This is a genomic window from Nitratireductor sp. J20-h4 (assembly GCF_056780505.1).
The window spans coordinates 1,536,579-1,552,681 of record NZ_CM165557.1; the positions used below are offsets into that span (position 1 = coordinate 1,536,579).

General features: G+C 65.9%; 14 protein-coding genes and 1 riboswitch. Of the genes, 2 read left to right on the forward strand and 12 right to left on the reverse strand.

All coding sequences use genetic code 11. From position 1 onward, the window contains the following. Window positions 1-103: 103 nt before the first annotated feature. The 12 genes from gcvP to ugpB form a co-directional block, all read right to left on the reverse strand. On the reverse strand, window positions 104-2,911 hold the full coding sequence (gene gcvP, locus ACT2B0_RS07490) for an aminomethyl-transferring glycine dehydrogenase (RefSeq protein ID WP_473463156.1): 2,808 nt from the start codon (window positions 2,909-2,911) through the stop codon (window positions 104-106). Window positions 2,912-2,920: 9 nt separating this feature from the next. Beyond that, complete coding sequence (gcvH, locus tag ACT2B0_RS07495) at window positions 2,921-3,289, reverse strand: glycine cleavage system protein GcvH (RefSeq protein ID WP_473463158.1); 369 nt, start codon at window positions 3,287-3,289, stop codon at window positions 2,921-2,923. A gap of 4 nt (window positions 3,290-3,293) precedes the next feature. Beyond that, the gene (gene gcvT / locus ACT2B0_RS07500) at window positions 3,294-4,397 is read right to left on the reverse strand and encodes a glycine cleavage system aminomethyltransferase GcvT (protein WP_473463161.1); all 1,104 of its coding nucleotides are present in this window, start codon (window positions 4,395-4,397) and stop codon (window positions 3,294-3,296) included. Window positions 4,398-4,548: 151 nt separating this feature from the next. Then, a riboswitch (glycine riboswitch) is annotated at window positions 4,549-4,634 on the reverse strand. Between the two features lie 178 nt (window positions 4,635-4,812). Continuing rightward, entirely contained in the window at window positions 4,813-5,196 is a 384-nt protein-coding gene (locus ACT2B0_RS07505; protein ID WP_473463163.1) for a helix-turn-helix domain-containing protein, read from the reverse strand. 93 nt (window positions 5,197-5,289) lie between these two features. Continuing rightward, window positions 5,290-6,129 (reverse strand): S-formylglutathione hydrolase, encoded by an 840-nt coding sequence (gene fghA, locus ACT2B0_RS07510; RefSeq protein ID WP_473465846.1) that lies wholly within the window; start codon window positions 6,127-6,129, stop codon window positions 5,290-5,292. A 196-nt stretch (window positions 6,130-6,325) separates the two neighbouring features. Next, a complete protein-coding gene (locus ACT2B0_RS07515; protein WP_473463167.1) occupies window positions 6,326-6,826 on the reverse strand; it encodes a YaiI/YqxD family protein in 501 nt (166 codons plus the stop codon). An 8-nt stretch (window positions 6,827-6,834) separates the two neighbouring features. After that, window positions 6,835-7,476 (reverse strand): DUF1353 domain-containing protein, encoded by a 642-nt coding sequence (locus tag ACT2B0_RS07520; protein ID WP_481658467.1) that lies wholly within the window; start codon window positions 7,474-7,476, stop codon window positions 6,835-6,837. Window positions 7,477-7,663: 187 nt separating this feature from the next. Then, the gene (locus tag ACT2B0_RS07525; RefSeq protein WP_473463172.1) at window positions 7,664-8,788 is read right to left on the reverse strand and encodes an S-(hydroxymethyl)glutathione dehydrogenase/class III alcohol dehydrogenase; all 1,125 of its coding nucleotides are present in this window, start codon (window positions 8,786-8,788) and stop codon (window positions 7,664-7,666) included. 91 nt (window positions 8,789-8,879) lie between these two features. Further along, window positions 8,880-9,944, reverse strand: a complete 1,065-nt coding sequence (gene ugpC, locus ACT2B0_RS07530) for a sn-glycerol-3-phosphate ABC transporter ATP-binding protein UgpC (RefSeq protein ID WP_473463175.1) — start codon at window positions 9,942-9,944, stop codon at window positions 8,880-8,882. A gap of 7 nt (window positions 9,945-9,951) precedes the next feature. After that, the gene (gene ugpE / locus ACT2B0_RS07535; protein ID WP_350149022.1) at window positions 9,952-10,788 is read right to left on the reverse strand and encodes a sn-glycerol-3-phosphate ABC transporter permease UgpE; all 837 of its coding nucleotides are present in this window, start codon (window positions 10,786-10,788) and stop codon (window positions 9,952-9,954) included. A gap of 8 nt (window positions 10,789-10,796) precedes the next feature. Continuing rightward, complete coding sequence (gene ugpA / locus ACT2B0_RS07540; RefSeq protein WP_350149020.1) at window positions 10,797-11,678, reverse strand: sn-glycerol-3-phosphate ABC transporter permease UgpA; 882 nt, start codon at window positions 11,676-11,678, stop codon at window positions 10,797-10,799. A 68-nt stretch (window positions 11,679-11,746) separates the two neighbouring features. Next, entirely contained in the window at window positions 11,747-13,063 is a 1,317-nt protein-coding gene (gene ugpB, locus ACT2B0_RS07545; protein WP_473463178.1) for a sn-glycerol-3-phosphate ABC transporter substrate-binding protein UgpB, read from the reverse strand. 307 nt (window positions 13,064-13,370) lie between these two features. On the opposite strand from ugpB, the gene ACT2B0_RS07550 reads away from it, so the two are divergent. Beyond that, window positions 13,371-13,802: a potassium channel family protein gene (locus ACT2B0_RS07550; protein ID WP_350149016.1), complete on the forward strand. Its 432-nt coding sequence runs from the start codon at window positions 13,371-13,373 to the stop codon at window positions 13,800-13,802. Window positions 13,803-13,885: 83 nt separating this feature from the next. Beyond that, entirely contained in the window at window positions 13,886-15,898 is a 2,013-nt protein-coding gene (locus tag ACT2B0_RS07555) for an acetyl-CoA carboxylase biotin carboxylase subunit (protein ID WP_473463180.1), read from the forward strand. Window positions 15,899-16,103: the final 205 nt, after the last annotated feature.

The following is a 16,103-nucleotide window of genomic DNA, read 5'->3' on the forward strand; positions in this document are numbered from 1 at the left end:
GGCGCGGCGATTTGAAGGCGGGGGCGGCAAAGCGCGCCGTTGCCGCCGGCCGGTCCCGCGCAACGGCGGCGCGGGACCGGTTTTTCTTGCCGGCAGGACCGGCTTAGCTTGCCAGCGCCTCGACGGGCGGGCAGGCGCAGACCAGGTTGCGGTCGCCGCCGACATTGTCGACCCGCGACACCGGCGACCAGTATTTCAGGCCGCCGTCGCGCTCGCCGGCCGGGAAGGCCGCCTCGCGCCGCGAATAGGGATGCGGCCAGTCGTCGCCCATCGCCTCGGCCGCTGTATGCGGGGCGTTGACCAGCGGATTGTCGTCCTTCGGCCATTGCCCCGTGGCGACCTTGTCCGCCTCCTGGGCAATGCCGATCATCGCCTCGCAGAAGCGCTCGATCTCCGACAACGGCTCGGATTCGGTCGGTTCCACCATCAGCGTGCCGGCCACCGGCCAGGACATTGTCGGCGCGTGGAAGCCGTAATCGATCAGCCGCTTGGCGACATCCTCGACCGTCACGCCGGCCGTGTCCTTGAGCACCCGCGTGTCGAGGATGCACTCATGCGCGACCCGTCCGTTGCGGCCGGCGTAAAGCACCGGATAATGGGCCTTCAGTCGTTCTGCGATGTAGTTGGCGGCCAGGATGGCGGCCTCGGTCGCGTGCCGGAGCCCCGGCGCGCCCATCATGCGGATATACATCCACGTGATCGGCAGGATCGAGGCGCTGCCCAGCGGCGCGGCGGCCACCGCGTGGTCGCTGCCGAGCGCGACATGGCCCGGCAGGAACGCCTTGAGATGCGCCTTGACGCCGATCGGCCCCACGCCCGGTCCGCCGCCGCCATGCGGAATGCAGAAGGTCTTGTGCAGGTTCATGTGGCACACGTCGCCGCCAATGTCGCCGAGCCGGGCGAGCCCGACCATGGCGTTGAGATTGGCGCCGTCGAGATAGACCTGGCCACCATGCGCGTGCACGGTCTCGCAGATGCCGCGAATGCCCTCCTCGAACACGCCGTGCGTGGAGGGATAGGTGATCATCACCGCTGCCAGCCGCTCGGCGTGCTGTTCGGCCTTGGCGGTCAGATCGTCGACGTCGACATCGCCGGCCTCGGTGCACTTGACCATCACCACCCGCATGCCCGCCATCACCGCGCTGGCCGGATTGGTGCCGTGCGCCGACGTCGGGATCAGGCACACGTCGCGCTGGTCGTCGCCGTTGTCCAGGTGGTAGCGGCGGATGGCCAGCAGTCCGGCATATTCGCCCTGGCTGCCGGCATTGGGCTGCAGCGACACCGCGTCGAAACCGGTGATCTCGGCCAGCCACGCCTCCAGGTCGTCGGCCATCGCCCGATAGCCGGCGGCGTGTTCTGCCGGCGCGAACGGGTGCAGTCCGCCGACGCTGGCCCAGCCCACCGGCGCCATCTCGGCCGCCGCGTTGAGCTTCATCGTGCACGAGCCGAGCGGGATCATCGCCCGGTCGAGCGCCAGGTCCTTGTCGGCGAGGCGGCGCAGAAAGCGCATCATCTCGGTTTCGGACCGGTTTTCATGAAACACCGGCTGGGTCAGGAACCCATCCCGTGGCCGTTGCTCGGGCAGGGCCGACGCGGCCTCGCGCGGCGCTTCGGCCCCGAACAGGGCGCAAAGCACGCCAAGGTCGTCTTCGCTCGTTGTCTCGTCGAAGGCGACGCCGATGCGATCGTCGTCGATCGCGCGCAGCAGCCGGCCGTCGGCCTGCGCGGCGGCGACGATCGACTGCGCCTTACCCGGCGCGCTGACCGTCACCGTATCGAAGAACATCGGCCCGGCGATCTCGTATCCGGCCTTTTCGACGCCGGCGGCAAACCGCGCGGCCAGCCCGTGCACCGTGCCGGCGATGGCGCGCAGGCCGTCCGGCCCGTGCCAGATCGCATAGGCCGCCGCCATATTGGCCAGCAGCGCCTGCGCGGTGCAGATATTGGAGGTCGCCTTGTCGCGGCGGATATGCTGCTCGCGCGTTTGCAGGGCGAGCCGGTAGCCCGGCCTGCCGTGACGGTCGTTCGACTGGCCCACCAGTCGGCCCGGCATCAGCCGCGTCAGCGCGTCGGAAACGGCGAGATAGGCCGCGTGCGGCCCGCCATAGCCCATCGGCACGCCGTAGCGCTGCATGGAGCCGGCGGCGATGTCGGCGCCCAGCTCCGCGGGCGCCTGGGTCAGCGCCAGCGCCAGCGGGTCGGCGACCACGATCACCAGCGCACCGGCCGCCTTCGCCGCGGCGATCGCCTCGCTGTGGTCGCGATAGACGCCGAACGTATCGGGCCACGGCACGATCAGCGCAGCGGTCTGGTCGTCGACCGCGCCATCGGCAATCTCGACGCCGAGCGGTGCCATGCGCGTTTCGAGCACGTCGCGCACCTGGGGATGCGGCGTGCCGGCCAGAGCCACGCGGTGGCGTTTGTCGCGATGATGCCTGAGAGCGATACCGGCCGCCTCGGCGACCGCGGTCGCCTCGTCGAGCAGCGAGGCCGAGGCCACCGGCAGCCCGGTCAGTTCCGTCACCAGGGTCTGGAAATGGAACAGCATTTCCAGCCGCCCCTGGCTGATCTCGGATTGGTAGGGCGTGTAGGCGGTGTACCAGGCCGGGTTCTCGAACAGGTTGCGCTGGATAACCGCCGGCACCACAGTGCCGTGATAACCTTGGCCGATGAACGACTTGGCGACGACGTTCATGTCCATCTTCGCCTTCAGCTCGGCCAGCGCGGCGGCTTCGTCGGCTGCCGGCGGCAGATCGAGTTCGCGCTCCAGACGGATCGATTTCGGGATCGCCTGGGCAATCAGCGTCTCGCGCGAGGTCAGCCCGAGCGTCTTCAGCATGGTGCGCTCGTCGGCCGCACCCAGGCCGATATGGCGCCGCGCGAAGGTGGCGGTTGTGGCGGTGGAAGGCATGGAGAATCCTTATCCGATCATCGCGTTATAGGCGGTTTCGTCCATCAGGCCGTCGAGTTGGCCGGCATCGGTGAGCTTCATCTTCCACAGCCAGCCGTCGCCGGTGGCGGCGGTGTTGATCAGGCCGGGTTCGGTCGACAGCGTGTCGTTGACGCCGGTCACCTCGCCGTCGGCCGGCGCGTAGACGTCCGATGCCGCCTTGACCGATTCGACCACCACGGCCGTGTCGCCCTTGGCCAGCGTCGCGCCGACTGCGGGCAGATCGACGAACACCAGGTCGCCCAGTTGCTCCTGGGCGTAGTCGGTAATGCCGACCGTGGCGATGTCGCCGTCGACCTGGATCCATTCGTGATCGTCGGTGAAATAGGTTTTGGTCATTTGATTATCCTTTGAGATAGCGATGGGGCGTAAACGGCAGGGCGTGCACGGCAACGGGTATGCGCGTGCCGCGCACTTCCACGGTGAGCTGGGTTCCGGCTTGCGCGAGGTCGGCCGTGACGTAGCCCATCGCGACGGGATGGCCGGCGGAGGGGCCGAACCCGCCCGAGGTGACGCGGCCGGCAACGTTGCCGTCTTCATCGAGCAGCGTCGCGCCGGCGCGCACCGGCTGGCGGCCTTCCGGCTTCAGCCCGACGCGCTTTTGCGTCGGCCCCGCCGCGATCGCCGCGCGCAGCGCCTCTGCTCCGACGAAATCGCCGGTCTCGCGCACCGGTTTGGGGATCGCCCACAACAGCGCCGCCTCGACCGGGGTCGTTTCGGCGGAGATGTCCTGGCCGTGCAGGCACAGCCCGGCCTCCAGCCGCAGGCTGTCGCGCGCGGCAAGCCCGATCCATTCCACGTCGTCGTCCGAAGTCAGCCGCGCGACCAGCGCGCGCGCGTCGGTTTCCGGCAGCGCGATCTCGAACCCGTCCTCGCCGGTATAACCCGAGCGCGACAGGAACCAGTCCGGCTTGGGCTCGCGCCCGTGCATGAAATAAAGCCCGTCCGTGGCCACGCCGGCGCGGTTGAGCGCGGCCTCGGCCTGCGGACCCTGCAGCGCCAGGAATATCTGCTCCAGAGGCTCAATCTCGGCATCGAAATCCGCCGCCAGCGCACGCAGATGCGCCTCGTCGGCGGCCGCGTTGCCGGCGTTCGCCACAATCATGAAGCGCGTGTCACCGAGCCGGGTGACGATCAGATCGTCGCGAATGCCGGCCTTGTCGTTCAGGAAGAAGCTCAGCCGTGCCTGGGAGAGCGCCAGCCCGTCCGGCTCGAACGGACAGGCGCGCGCGATCAGCTTGGCCGCCTGCGGTCCCGACACGACGAACAGCTTCATGTGCGAAATGTCGAACAACCCGGCCTTCTCGCGGACGTGAAGATGCTCCTTCATCACGCCGAGCGGATAGGTGATCGGCATCGACCAGCCGGCGAAGGGGCCGAACCGGGCGCCGGCCTGTTCATGGATATCGTGCAGGGGTAGTTTTTGTGCCGTTTCGGTCGTCGTCATTGCTTCTCCAAAGAAACGCGTTGCCGTCCGTCTTGTGACGGACGAATCGCGCCCCTCTGTCGGAAGCCTGAGAGACTCGCACTGCCGGAACTCTGTCGGCGGCGCTTACACCTTCGGCGCGGGGATCACCCCCCGACTTTCCAGAGCGTCTTGACCTGCTGCGGTTCTTTTGCCTGAGAGATTTCGGGCGATTTCCCCTTCGGCGGCCGTAAACGGCTCTCTCCCGCAAGCAGGCCGGGCTTTCGGCCCGAGACGAGGTGGACCATATCCTAGTGCCGCCGCCTTGTCACGCGGTGTACGCGGCTGAAACTGGGGATTGGCCGGGTTGGTAGGGAACCGGCGCCGTCGTTGCCCGGCTACGCCGCGGCGCGCCTAGACCGTCGCGATTGGAATGTCGGCTCTGCGGGCGACGGCCTCAGCGCTCGTCTTCGAGCCGGCCGAGTTCGCGCTGGATGCGCTCGATGATGCGGCCGGTATCCTCGTGCATGCGCTTGAGGCGCTCGAGCTGGGCGGTGATCGCGGCATAGGGGTCGGGGCCGATATCGTCCTCCGGCGCGTCGCCGACGCCGTGCAGCAGCCAGATCATGTTGACGTTCAGCACGCCGGCAAGCAGCGACAGCCGCTCCACGCCCGGTTCGGAGCGGTCGCTTTCCCATTGCTCGATCGTCTTTTGCTTGACGCCGACGCGGCGGGCGAGCTGGCCCGTGCTCAGGCCGAGCGAGTCGCGGGTGCGTGACAGCCGCCCGCCGAACGTGTCGGTGTCGGGCGCGCGGCTGTGTATCGATGTAACAACGGCCATGAAATCGTCTGCCTCCTGGGCTTCGGTTTCGGTTTTATCCTAGTTGCGCCGGCCGGGGGCGGGAAGCACGCCATGCGTCATTGCAGGTCGCGATTAACCCTGGGCAAGCCGCTGCGCGTGCCAGCGCAGGTGGTCCTCCATGAAGGTGGAGATGAAGAAATAGGAATGGTCGTAGCCTTCGCGCATGCGAAGCGCGAGCGAGATGCCGGCCTTTTTGCAGGCCTCTTCCAGCAGCCACGGTTTCAGCCCGTCCTCCAGAAAACCATCCGCGCCGCCCTGGTCGACCAGAATCTCGCCGAAGCGGTGGCCGTCCTCGATCAGCAGGCAGGCATCGTGGGCGCGCCAGGCCTCCTCATCCGCGCCGAGATAGCGCTCGAAGGCCTTTTTCGACCAGTCCGAGGTCGACGGGCTGACGATCGGCGCGAAGGCCGAGCAGCTCTTGAAGCGTTTCGGGTTTTTCAGCGCCACGGTCAGTGCGCCGTGCCCGCCCATGGAGTGGCCGAAAATTCCCTGGCGGGACATGTCGGCGGGAAAATTTTGTGCAATCAGCGCCGGCAATTCCTCGGTGACGTAGGAATACATGCGATAATTTACGTCGTAGGGTGCCTGCGTGGCATCGACGTAGAAGCCGGCGCCCGAGCCGAACTGCCAGTCCTGCGCGTCGTCGGGCACGGTTTCGCCGCGCGGGCTGGTGTCGGGACACACCACGATCAGCCCGAGCTCGGCCGCCAGACGGCGATATTCGCCCTTGTCCATCACGTTCTGGTGCGTGCAGGTCAGGCCCGACAGGTACCACACCACCGGGCAGGGCGCCGCAGCCGCCTGCGGCGGCACGAATACCGCGAATGTCATGTCGCAGGCGCAGCTTTCGGACGCGTGCGTGTAGACGCCCTGCACGCCGTCGTGGGATTTTGCCGTCGAGACTGTCTTCATGCTCATCATGTCTCTGCCGGCGCATGGGGCCGGTCGTCTGGTTTGAAAAAAGGGCGTGCTTCGCCGAGCGTGCGGCGGCGGGAAGGGCTTGGTCCTAACATGGCAAGGCGCGATTCCAAACCCCCGCCGGGTGCGCGGCCGCGCCGGCGCGGCTTTTCCGCCGCCGCGACCCGTTCTCGGCGCGTGCGTTGTCGCCTCAGGCCGGCGCGGTCGGGGAAGGGGGCGCCTGACGCGCGGCGTTGAGCGCCTGGCGCACGCTTCTGTCGAGCGCGCCCAGGAAGGCGGAGCGGTCGCGGGCCGAAAAACCGCGATTATACCCCTTGATCTCGCCGGTCTCGCGCAGATGCTGCTTCAGGTCGCGCATGGCGAGCGCCATGCCGATCGAGGCTTCGCTGAACGGTTTGCCGGTCGGGCCCAGAACGTGAACCCCCTTCGCCACCAGCCGGGCGGCGAGCGGAATGTCGGCGGTTACCGCGATGTCGTTTTTGGCCGCGTGGTCCACGATCCAGTCATCGGCCGCGTCCGCGCCCTTGGCCACCACCACGTGGCGCACCATCGGATCGCGCGACGGCCGCAAGCCGCCATTGGCCACGAAGGTGACGACCAGCCCGTGGCGCTCGGCCACCCGCATCACCTCCTCCTTCACCGGGCAGGCATCGGCGTCGACCAGGATCGCCGGGGTCGTGTTCGTGGGCACTGAATTTCCTATTGTTCGAGAAGAATGCTGTTTTCGTCCGGAAGCACCGCGCGCGACAGCAGGATTAGGTTTTCCAACTCGCTGTCACTTGGTGATTCCGCGCGGATGGCGGTTGCGAGCCGGTCGAGATTGTCCTCCGACGGCGTGTCGCGATAGGCAAGCATCGCTGCGAAGGTGCGACGGTGTTTGATCTGCGCGACGTCGGCGAACCGCTCAGCAATCGCCGCGGAGAATGGTTGGGCAGAGCTCATGAACTGCAGAGAAAGCAATAGGGAGTTTAATTCTTCCGTCTTGGCAAATCCCGCTTCGCCAGCTGCGCTGTATAGTGTTTCGACAACGGACTCCTTCTTGCCGCATTGGCCGCCAAGCCAGCTATAAAGGCTGACTGCCGCGTATTTCAGTTGGCGTTCGGGCTGGCCGACGCCGTCGGCCGCCATGGCATCGCGGAACATCCGGTGCACCGCGGATGTCGGCGCGGTCTTGATCGCGCAGAAATGGTCGTGAACCACCGACGCGCGTCGATAATTGCCGACGAAGGGCGAGCCGGAAAAGGACCACAATGACGGCGGGATCGAAGCGCCGTCGATCCGGGTTCCGGCCGGCACCTGCCAGACCCGGCCCGCCGGGTCCACGAAGCTGACATCGGACAAAAGCACCATTTCCCGATGGCGGTCGTCGGGTTCGCGTGTCCAGCGAAACGCGAACGAACCGTGGAACGCCGCCTCCGCCGCGATCGCCGTTCCCGAAAAAATCAGCACCGCCAGCATGACCGCGAAGCGCGCCGCCTTGCGCTTTCCTTTGCGTGCCGCGCGATGCTGCAAGCCTTCCTCCCCCGGCTCAGAACACGACGACGCTTCTGATGCTTTCGCCCTTGTGCATGAGATCGAAGCCTGTGTTGATCTCGTCGAGGGTGAGCGTGTGGGTGATCATCGGGTCGATCTGGATCTTGCCGTCCATGTACCAGTCGACGATCTTCGGCACGTCGGTGCGGCCCCTGGCGCCGCCGAAGGCGGTGCCTTTCCAGGTGCGGCCGGTGACGAGCTGGAACGGCCGGGTCGAAATCTCCTGGCCGGCGCCGGCGACCCCGATGACGATGCTCTCGCCCCAGCCGCGATGGGCGCTTTCCAGCGCCTGGCGCATCACCTTGACATTGCCGGTGCAGTCGAACGTGTAGTCGGCCCCGCCGATCTGGTCGGCGCCGCGCTTGGTCATGTTGACGATCTCGGCCACCACGTCGTCCACTTCCGTCGGGTTGACGAAATGCGTCATGCCGAATTTCTCGCCCCATGCCTTCTTGTCGTTGTTGAGGTCGACGCCGATGATCTGGTCGGCGCCGGCCAGCCGCAGGCCCTGGATGACGTTCAGCCCGATGCCGCCGAGCCCGAACACCGCCGCCGTGGCGCCGATCTCGACCTTTGCCGTGTTGAGGACGGCGCCGATGCCGGTGGTGACCCCGCAGCCGATATAGCAGATCTTGTCGAACGGGGCGTCGGGATGGACCTTGGCCAGCGCGATCTCGGGCAGCACGGTGAAGTTCGAAAAGGTCGAACAGCCCATATAATGGTGGATCTTGTCCTTGCCGATCGAGAACCGGCTGGTGCCGTCGGGCATCAGGCCCTGGCCCTGGGTGGCGCGGATGGCCGTGCACAGATTGGTCTTCTGCGACAGGCAGGACGGGCACTGGCGGCATTCGGGCGTATAAAGCGGGATGACGTGGTCGCCCTTTTTCAGGCTCTCCACGCCCGGCCCGACATCGACCACCACGCCGGCGCCCTCATGGCCGAGGATCGCCGGAAAGATCCCCTCCGGATCGGCGCCCGACAGCGTGAACTCGTCGGTGTGGCAGATGCCGGTCGCCTTGATCTCGACCAGAACCTCGCCGGCGCGCGGCCCCTCAAGATCGACCTCCATCACCTCAAGCGGCTTGCCCGCCCCAACCGCAACCGCCGCAAATGTCTTCATGGCCATGCTCCTTCGCATTCGCTCCGGGCAGGGTTTCAGGAAATCGCGCCGTCTTCAAGCCGTCCGCCGCCGGGCAGGACCGCGCCGGCGATCAGTCGACGGGCCTCACGCGTTTGCCGTTGCCGTCGAACAGGCACAGATAGGCCGGATCGAAGCGCATGGGGCAGGCCGCGCCGGCTTCCGGCACCTCGGCGATGCCCTCCTGGCGCACGGTGATCTGGGTGTCGTCGCCGAGCGCGACATGGACCAGCGTCTCCGCCCCGAGCGGCTCGACATAACGCATCGTGCCGCTCAGCATCGCCTCGTCCGCCGCGCACAGCACCATGTGTTCGGGCCGCAGCCCGACCAGCATATCCTTGCCGCCCGACCCGACCGCGCGCGCGAGCGCGGCGGGCAGGGCGGTGCCGCTGCCGGCAAAGACGCGCGGCGCGATGAAATTCATCGGCGGCGAGCCGATGAAGCCGCCGACGAATACCGTTTCAGGGTCCTGATAGACGTCGAGCGGCGCGCCGATCTGCTCGGCCACACCGGCATTCATCACGATCATCCGGTCGGCGAGCGTCATCGCCTCGACCTGGTCATGGGTGACATAGAGCGACGTCACGCCAAGGTCGCGCTGCAGGCCCTTGATTTCGAGGCGCATTTGCACGCGCAGCTTGGCATCGAGATTGGACAGCGGCTCATCGAACAAAAACGCCGCCGGCTTGCGCACGATCGCCCGGCCCATCGCCACGCGCTGGCGCTGGCCGCCCGACAATTCGCGCGGCCTGCGCTGCAGGAATTCTTCCAGCTGCAGCATCTGGGCGGCTTTCGCCACGCGCTCGGCGATCTCCGCCTTCGGCCTGCCGGCGATTTTCAGCCCGTAGGCCATGTTGTCGAACACGCTCATATGCGGGTAGAGCGCGTAGCTCTGGAACACCATGGCGATGTTGCGGTCCATCGGCTCGAGCTCGTTGACCCGCTTGCCGTCAATGGCGATCTCGCCGCTGGTGACGGTCTCCAGTCCGGCGACCATGCGCAAAAGCGTCGACTTCCCGCAGCCCGACGGGCCGACGATGACGATCAGTTCGCCATCGGCGATCTCGGCGTCGATACCGTGGATGACCTCGGTCTTGCCGTAGGATTTGCGGATCGATTTCAGGCTGATCGTCGACATGGGCGCCCTATTTCTCGGTCTCGACCAGACCCTTGATGAACAGGTTCTGCATGAAGATCACCACCGCCACCGGCGGGATCATCGCCAGGATCGCGGTCGCCATGATCACCGGCCAGTCGGCCCAGTCGTCGCCGGAGGGAAACATCTGCTTGATGCCCATGACGATGGTGTTCATCGACGGATCGGTGGTGACCAGAAGCGGCCACAAATACTGGTTCCAGCCATAGATGAACAGGATGACGAACAGCGCCGCGATATTGGTGCGCGACATCGGCAGCAGGATGTCGAAGAAGAAGCGCATCGGCTTGGCGCCGTCGACCCGCGCCGCCTCGGCCAGTTCGTCCGGCACCGTCATGAAGAACTGGCGGAACAGGAAGGTCGCCGTCGCCGAGGCGATCAAAGGCAGGATCAGCCCGGAATAGCTGTTCAACATGCCGAAATTCGCCGCCACCTCGTAGGTCGGCACGATGCGCACCTCGACCGGCAGCATCAGCGTCATGAAAATCAGCCAGAAAACCGTCTTGCGCAGCGGGAAGCGGAAATAGACGATGGCGAACGCCGACAGCAGCGAGATCACGATCTTGCCGATGGTTATGCCGAGCGCCATGACCGTGGAATTGACCAGCATGCGCCAGACCGGTGCATTGACCCCCGACAGGAGCGCCTTGGAGTAGTTCTCGACAAAATAGCCGCCGGGCACCAGTGGCATGGGCGGGCGCACGATTTCGTGGTTCTGCACCGTTGAGGCGACGAAGGCCAGGTAGATCGGAAAGCAGATGAAGGCGATTCCCGCAACGAGCCCCAGATGGGTCAGCCACAGGCCGCGCCCGGTCTTTTCCACCATGCCCGACATCAGTAGTGCACCCGTCGTTCGATATAGCGGAACTGGACGATGGTCAGCGCCCCGACCACCACCAGCAGGATCACCGACTGCGCGGCCGAGGAACCCAGATCCTGGCCGACGAACCCGTCTGCATAGACCTTGTAGACCAGGATCGTGGTGTCCTGGCGCGGGCCGCCGGCGGTGATCGTGTGGATGACGCCGAAGGTCTCGAAAAAGGCGTAGACCACGTTGACCACCAGCAGGAAGAAGGTGGTCGGCGACAAAAGCGGGAAGACGATGGTCCAGAACCGTTTCCAGAACCGCGCCCCGTCGATCGCGGCGGCCTCGATCACGCTTTTGGGGATCGCCTGCAGCCCGGCCAGGAAGAACAGGAAATTGTAGCTGATGCGCCCCCAGGCGGACGCCAGCACCACCAGCGTCATCGCTTCGTTGCCGTTGAGCACATGGTTCCAACGGTAGCCGAGGGCGGCGAGATACCAGCTCGCCAGCCCGACATTGGGACTGAACATGAACAGCCACAACACGCCGGCGACCGCCGGCGCGACGGCGTAGGGCCAGATCAAAAGGGTGCGATAGGCGCCGGACCCCTTGATGATGCGATCCGCCATCACCGCCAGCCACAGCGCGGTCGCCATCGAAACCACCGTCACCAGGATGGAAAACACCGCCGTCGTGCGGAACGAGGCCAGATAATAGGGGTCGGTGAGAAGGAAGATGAAATTGCCGAAACCGACGAATTGCGTGCGCAGGCCGAACGGGTCGGGAATGAAGGCCGACTGGTAGATCGCCTGGCCGGCCGGCCAGAAGAAGAACACCGCCGTCACCAGCACCTGCGGCAGCACCAGCAGCAGCGGCAGGGTCCATCCCTTGAAGGTGACGCGTTTTTCCATGATGCGATGCGGCCGCGGCGGGCGCGAGGGCGGCGTGTCGCCGTCCCCGCGCCGGGTCAGAAACTATCTCAACGGTTGGCCTGTTCGAAGCGGCGCAGAAGCTGGTTGCCGCGTTCCACCGCGTTGTCGAGCGCGTCCTGGGCCGACTTGTCGCCGGTCCACACCGCCTCCAGCTCCTCGTCGATAATGGTGCGGATCTGGTCGAAGCTGCCGAGCCTGAGGCCCTTCGAATTGCCGGTCGGCGCCTTGCCGGTCATCTGGATGATGGCGATGTCGGTGCCGGGATTGGCGTCGTAGAACCCGTCCGCCTTGGTCTTTTCATAGGCTGCGGTGGTGATCGGCAGATAGCCTGTGTCCTGATGCCATTTGGCCTGGATGTCGGCGCTCGACAAAAAGCTCAGCAACGCCGCCACGCCTTTGTACTCCTCCGCCTCGTGGCCGGACAGAACCCACAGCGACGAGCCGCCGATAATGGTGTTTTGCGGCGCGCCGTCGACGCCGGACCAGTAGGGCAGGGGACGGATCTCGAAATCGAACTCCGCCTCCGCCTTCACGCCCGCATAGCCGGCCGAGGATTCGGTGAACAGCGCGCATTCGCCGCCGCGGAAATTGGCGCCGCCCTCGTTGCGCCGCCCGGCATAGATGAACTTGCCGTCCTTGGCCCATTGCCCCATCGCGTCGATATGCTTGACCTGCACCGGCCCGTTGAAGGCCAGTTCGGTGTCGAGCCCGGTAAAGCCGTTTTCCTTCGTGGCGAACGGCACGTTGTGATAGGCGGACAGGTTTTCCAGGTGCACCCAGCTCTGCCAGGCCGTGGTCAGCGGGCAGCCATGGCCGGAGGCTTTGAGCGCATCCAGCGCCTCGCCGACCTTGTCCCAGGTCGACAGGTCCATGTCCGGATCGAGTCCCGCGCCCTCGAACGCGTCGCGATTGACATAGAGCACCGGTGTCGAGGAATTGTAGGGCAGCGAGAGCATCTGGCCGTCGGGCGTGGTGTAGTAGCCCTTGACCGCGCCCAGATAACCGTCGGCGTCGAACGGCGCGCCGCCTTCTGCCATCACCTCGTAAACCGGCTTGATCGCGCCTTCGGCCGCCATCATCGTGGCCGTTCCCACTTCGAACACCATCAGCACGTGCGGCTGCTCGCCGGCCCGGAAGGCGGCGATGCCGGCGTTCAGCGTCTCGGAATAATTGCCCTTGTGGGACGCAACCACGGTGTAGTCGGACTGGGAGGCGTTGAACTTCTCGACCTGCTCGGCCAGCAGGTCGCCGAGCCGGCCGGTAAACGCATGCCACCACTGAATTTCCGTCGCGGCCGATACCGCGCCGGGCAGCGCCACCGTTGCAAACGCGGCGCCGGCCAGTACGAGGGTCTTGAACGTCATGAGCTTTCCTCCCGCATTCTGTGCCTCGGTCGGATCGGTCAGTCATCCGCAACCGCGGCTTTTGGGCGGGTTTTCCCGCCGGAAGAGCGAAGGTTTCAACTTTCTCGGGTGCGAGTCAATTAAAGAACGCCGCCGCCGGGACCGGGCCGACGACACGTCCAGCGCTCCGAATGCTTCCGGCGACGTCCGGGACCCGGTATGGCCGGCGACCGGCTGTGCAAAGCCGCACGCGCGCAAAAATTGCGGCGTTGGTCCGCGGCTTGATCCGGTGCGACCTTTTTCGGGCGAATCGCGCTAGTTTGGCGCGATGTTCGTCAATCTCCTGCTCGGCACATTGGTCATTTCCGCGACCGTTGTCATCCACACGCTTGGCCTGATCGCACTTACCCACGCCACCGGACGCCTCACCGGTCTCGTGCGCATGGACGGGCGCCGCAGCCGTATCCTGGCCATGGTTTCGATCGTTCTCGGCCTCTTCGCCATCATGACGGTGGAAGTATGGCTGTGGGCCGTGTCCCACTACTGGCTGGGCGTGGTCGAAGGGTTCGAAACCGCGCTGTATTTTTCCGTCGTGTCGTTCTCCACGCTCGGCTACGGCGATGTCCTGCCCGCGCATCACTGGCGGCTGTTTGCCGGCCTGGAGGGTGTCAACGGCTTCCTGCTGATCGGCTGGTCGACCGCCTATCTGATCGCCGCCGGCATCAGGATCGGGCCTTTCCGTCAGGGCGTGCATTTTTAGCTGCCGCTTGATCGCGGCCGCGGCTTGAGGCCGGCCACGCAATTCCCTAAAAGAACACTCCGTCTGGAGGGGATGCCTGATTGATGTTCAAGAAGATTCTGATTGCCAATCGCGGCGAGATCGCCTGCCGCGTCATCAAGTCGGCGAAAAAGATGGGCATCGCCACAGTCGCCGTCTATTCGGACGCCGACCGTGACGCCGTTCACGTCGAGATGGCCGACGAGGCGGTGCATATCGGCCCGCCCGCCGCCGCCGAGAGCTATCTCGTCGCCGACAGGATCATCGCCGCCTGCAAGAAGACCGGCGCCGACGCCGTTCACCCCGGCTACGGGTTTTTGTCGGAGCGTGCATCGTTTTGCGAGGCGCTGGAGGCCGACGGCATTGTCTTCATCGGTCCCAAGCCGAAGGCGATCCGCGCCATGGGCGACAAGATTGAATCGAAAAAATTCGCCAACGACGCCAAGGTCAGCACCGTTCCCGGCTTTCTCGGCGAGATCGAGGACGCCGATCATGCCGAGCGCATCTCCGACGAGATCGGCTATCCGGTGATGATCAAGGCCTCGGCCGGCGGCGGCGGCAAGGGCATGCGCATCGCCTGGACCAGAAACGAGGTCCGCGACGGGTTCGACCGCGCCCGTTCGGAGGCGAGAAGCTCGTTCGGCGACGACCGCATCTTCATCGAGAAATTCATCGTCGAGCCGCGTCATATCGAGATCCAGGTCCTGGCCGACGCCCATGGCAACGCCATCCATCTCGGCGAACGCGAATGCTCCATCCAGCGCCGCAACCAGAAAGTGGTCGAGGAGGCGCCGTCGCCCTTTCTCGACGCCGAGACGCGCGCGGCGATGGGCGCGCAGGCCGTGGCGCTCGCCAGGGCCGTCGACTATCAGAGCGCCGGCACGGTCGAGTTCATCGTCGACAAGGACCGCAATTTCTTCTTCTTGGAGATGAACACCAGGCTTCAGGTCGAGCATCCGGTGACCGAGCTCGTGACCGGCATCGATCTGGTCGAACAGATGATCCGCGTCGCCGCCGGCGAAAAGCTCGCGCTTTCCCAGGACGACATCCGGTTGAACGGCTGGGCGGTCGAGAGCCGGCTCTACGCCGAGGATCCCTACCGCAACTTCCTGCCCTCGATCGGCCGCCTGACGCGCTATCGCCCGCCGTCCGAGGGGCGCCATGGCGATGTCGTCGTGCGCAACGACACCGGCGTCACCGAGGGCGCGGAAATCTCGATGTTCTACGACCCGATGATCGCCAAGCTGTGCACCTGGGCGCCAGACAGGGCGACCGCGATCGAGGCGATGTCGGACGCGCTCGACGAATTCGTCGTCGACGGCATCGAACACAACATACCTTTTTTGTCGGCGCTGATGCGCCATCCGCGCTGGCGCGAGGGGCGGCTGTCGACCGGATTCATCGCCGAGGAATATCCCGACGGCTTTGCCCCCGCAAAACCCAATGACGAGGAAAAGGCGATCCTGGCCGCGGTGTCGCTGTCGGTTGAATTGCTGCGCAAGGACCGCCTCGACAGGCTGTGCGGACGCCTGGCCCCGCATTCGGGCGCGACCAAGTCGGATTGGGTGGTCAGGCTCGACGACGACTATATTTCCCTTTCCATCGGCGAAGGCATGATCTCGCTGCCGCTGGAGATCGACATCCAGGTGGAGGGCGGTGAACCGGTCACGGTCGCCTCGTCCTGGCGGCCGGGCGACATCGTGTGGAAGGGCAAGGTCGGCGGGCGGGCGGTGATCGCTCAGTTGCGTCCGGTGCTGAACGGCATGCGCATCGCCTGGCAGGGCCTGTCGGTCAACGCCCGGGCTATGTTGCCGCGCACTGCCGAACTCGACCGGCTGATGCCGAAGAAGCTGCCGCCCGACACGTCCAACATGCTGTTGTGTCCGATGCCGGGCCTGGTCATGTCGATCGCGGTCACCGAGGGCCAGGAGGTCAAGGCCGGCGAGACCTTGGCCGTTGTCGAGGCGATGAAGATGGAAAACGTGCTGCGCGCCGAGCGCGACCTGACCGTGCGCAAGGTCAATGCGACCGCCGGCGAAAGCCTGTCCGTCGACGCCGTCATCATGGAATTCGAGTAGGGGCGGGCCGCCGCGCACCGCGAACGCAATGCCCTTTCCGATAGGCCGGCTGGGTCGGGAGCCGCGCGGCGGGCTCTCCCGAACCCGGTCCGGTCGTGACCGCCGCGCCCGTGTCGCGAAGCTTGGGACAAACCGCGTCCTGCCTCTCGACCGAAGCCGCGCGATCGGGAACAATCCGCCGCGAGGACCTGAGTCCGGCCACAGC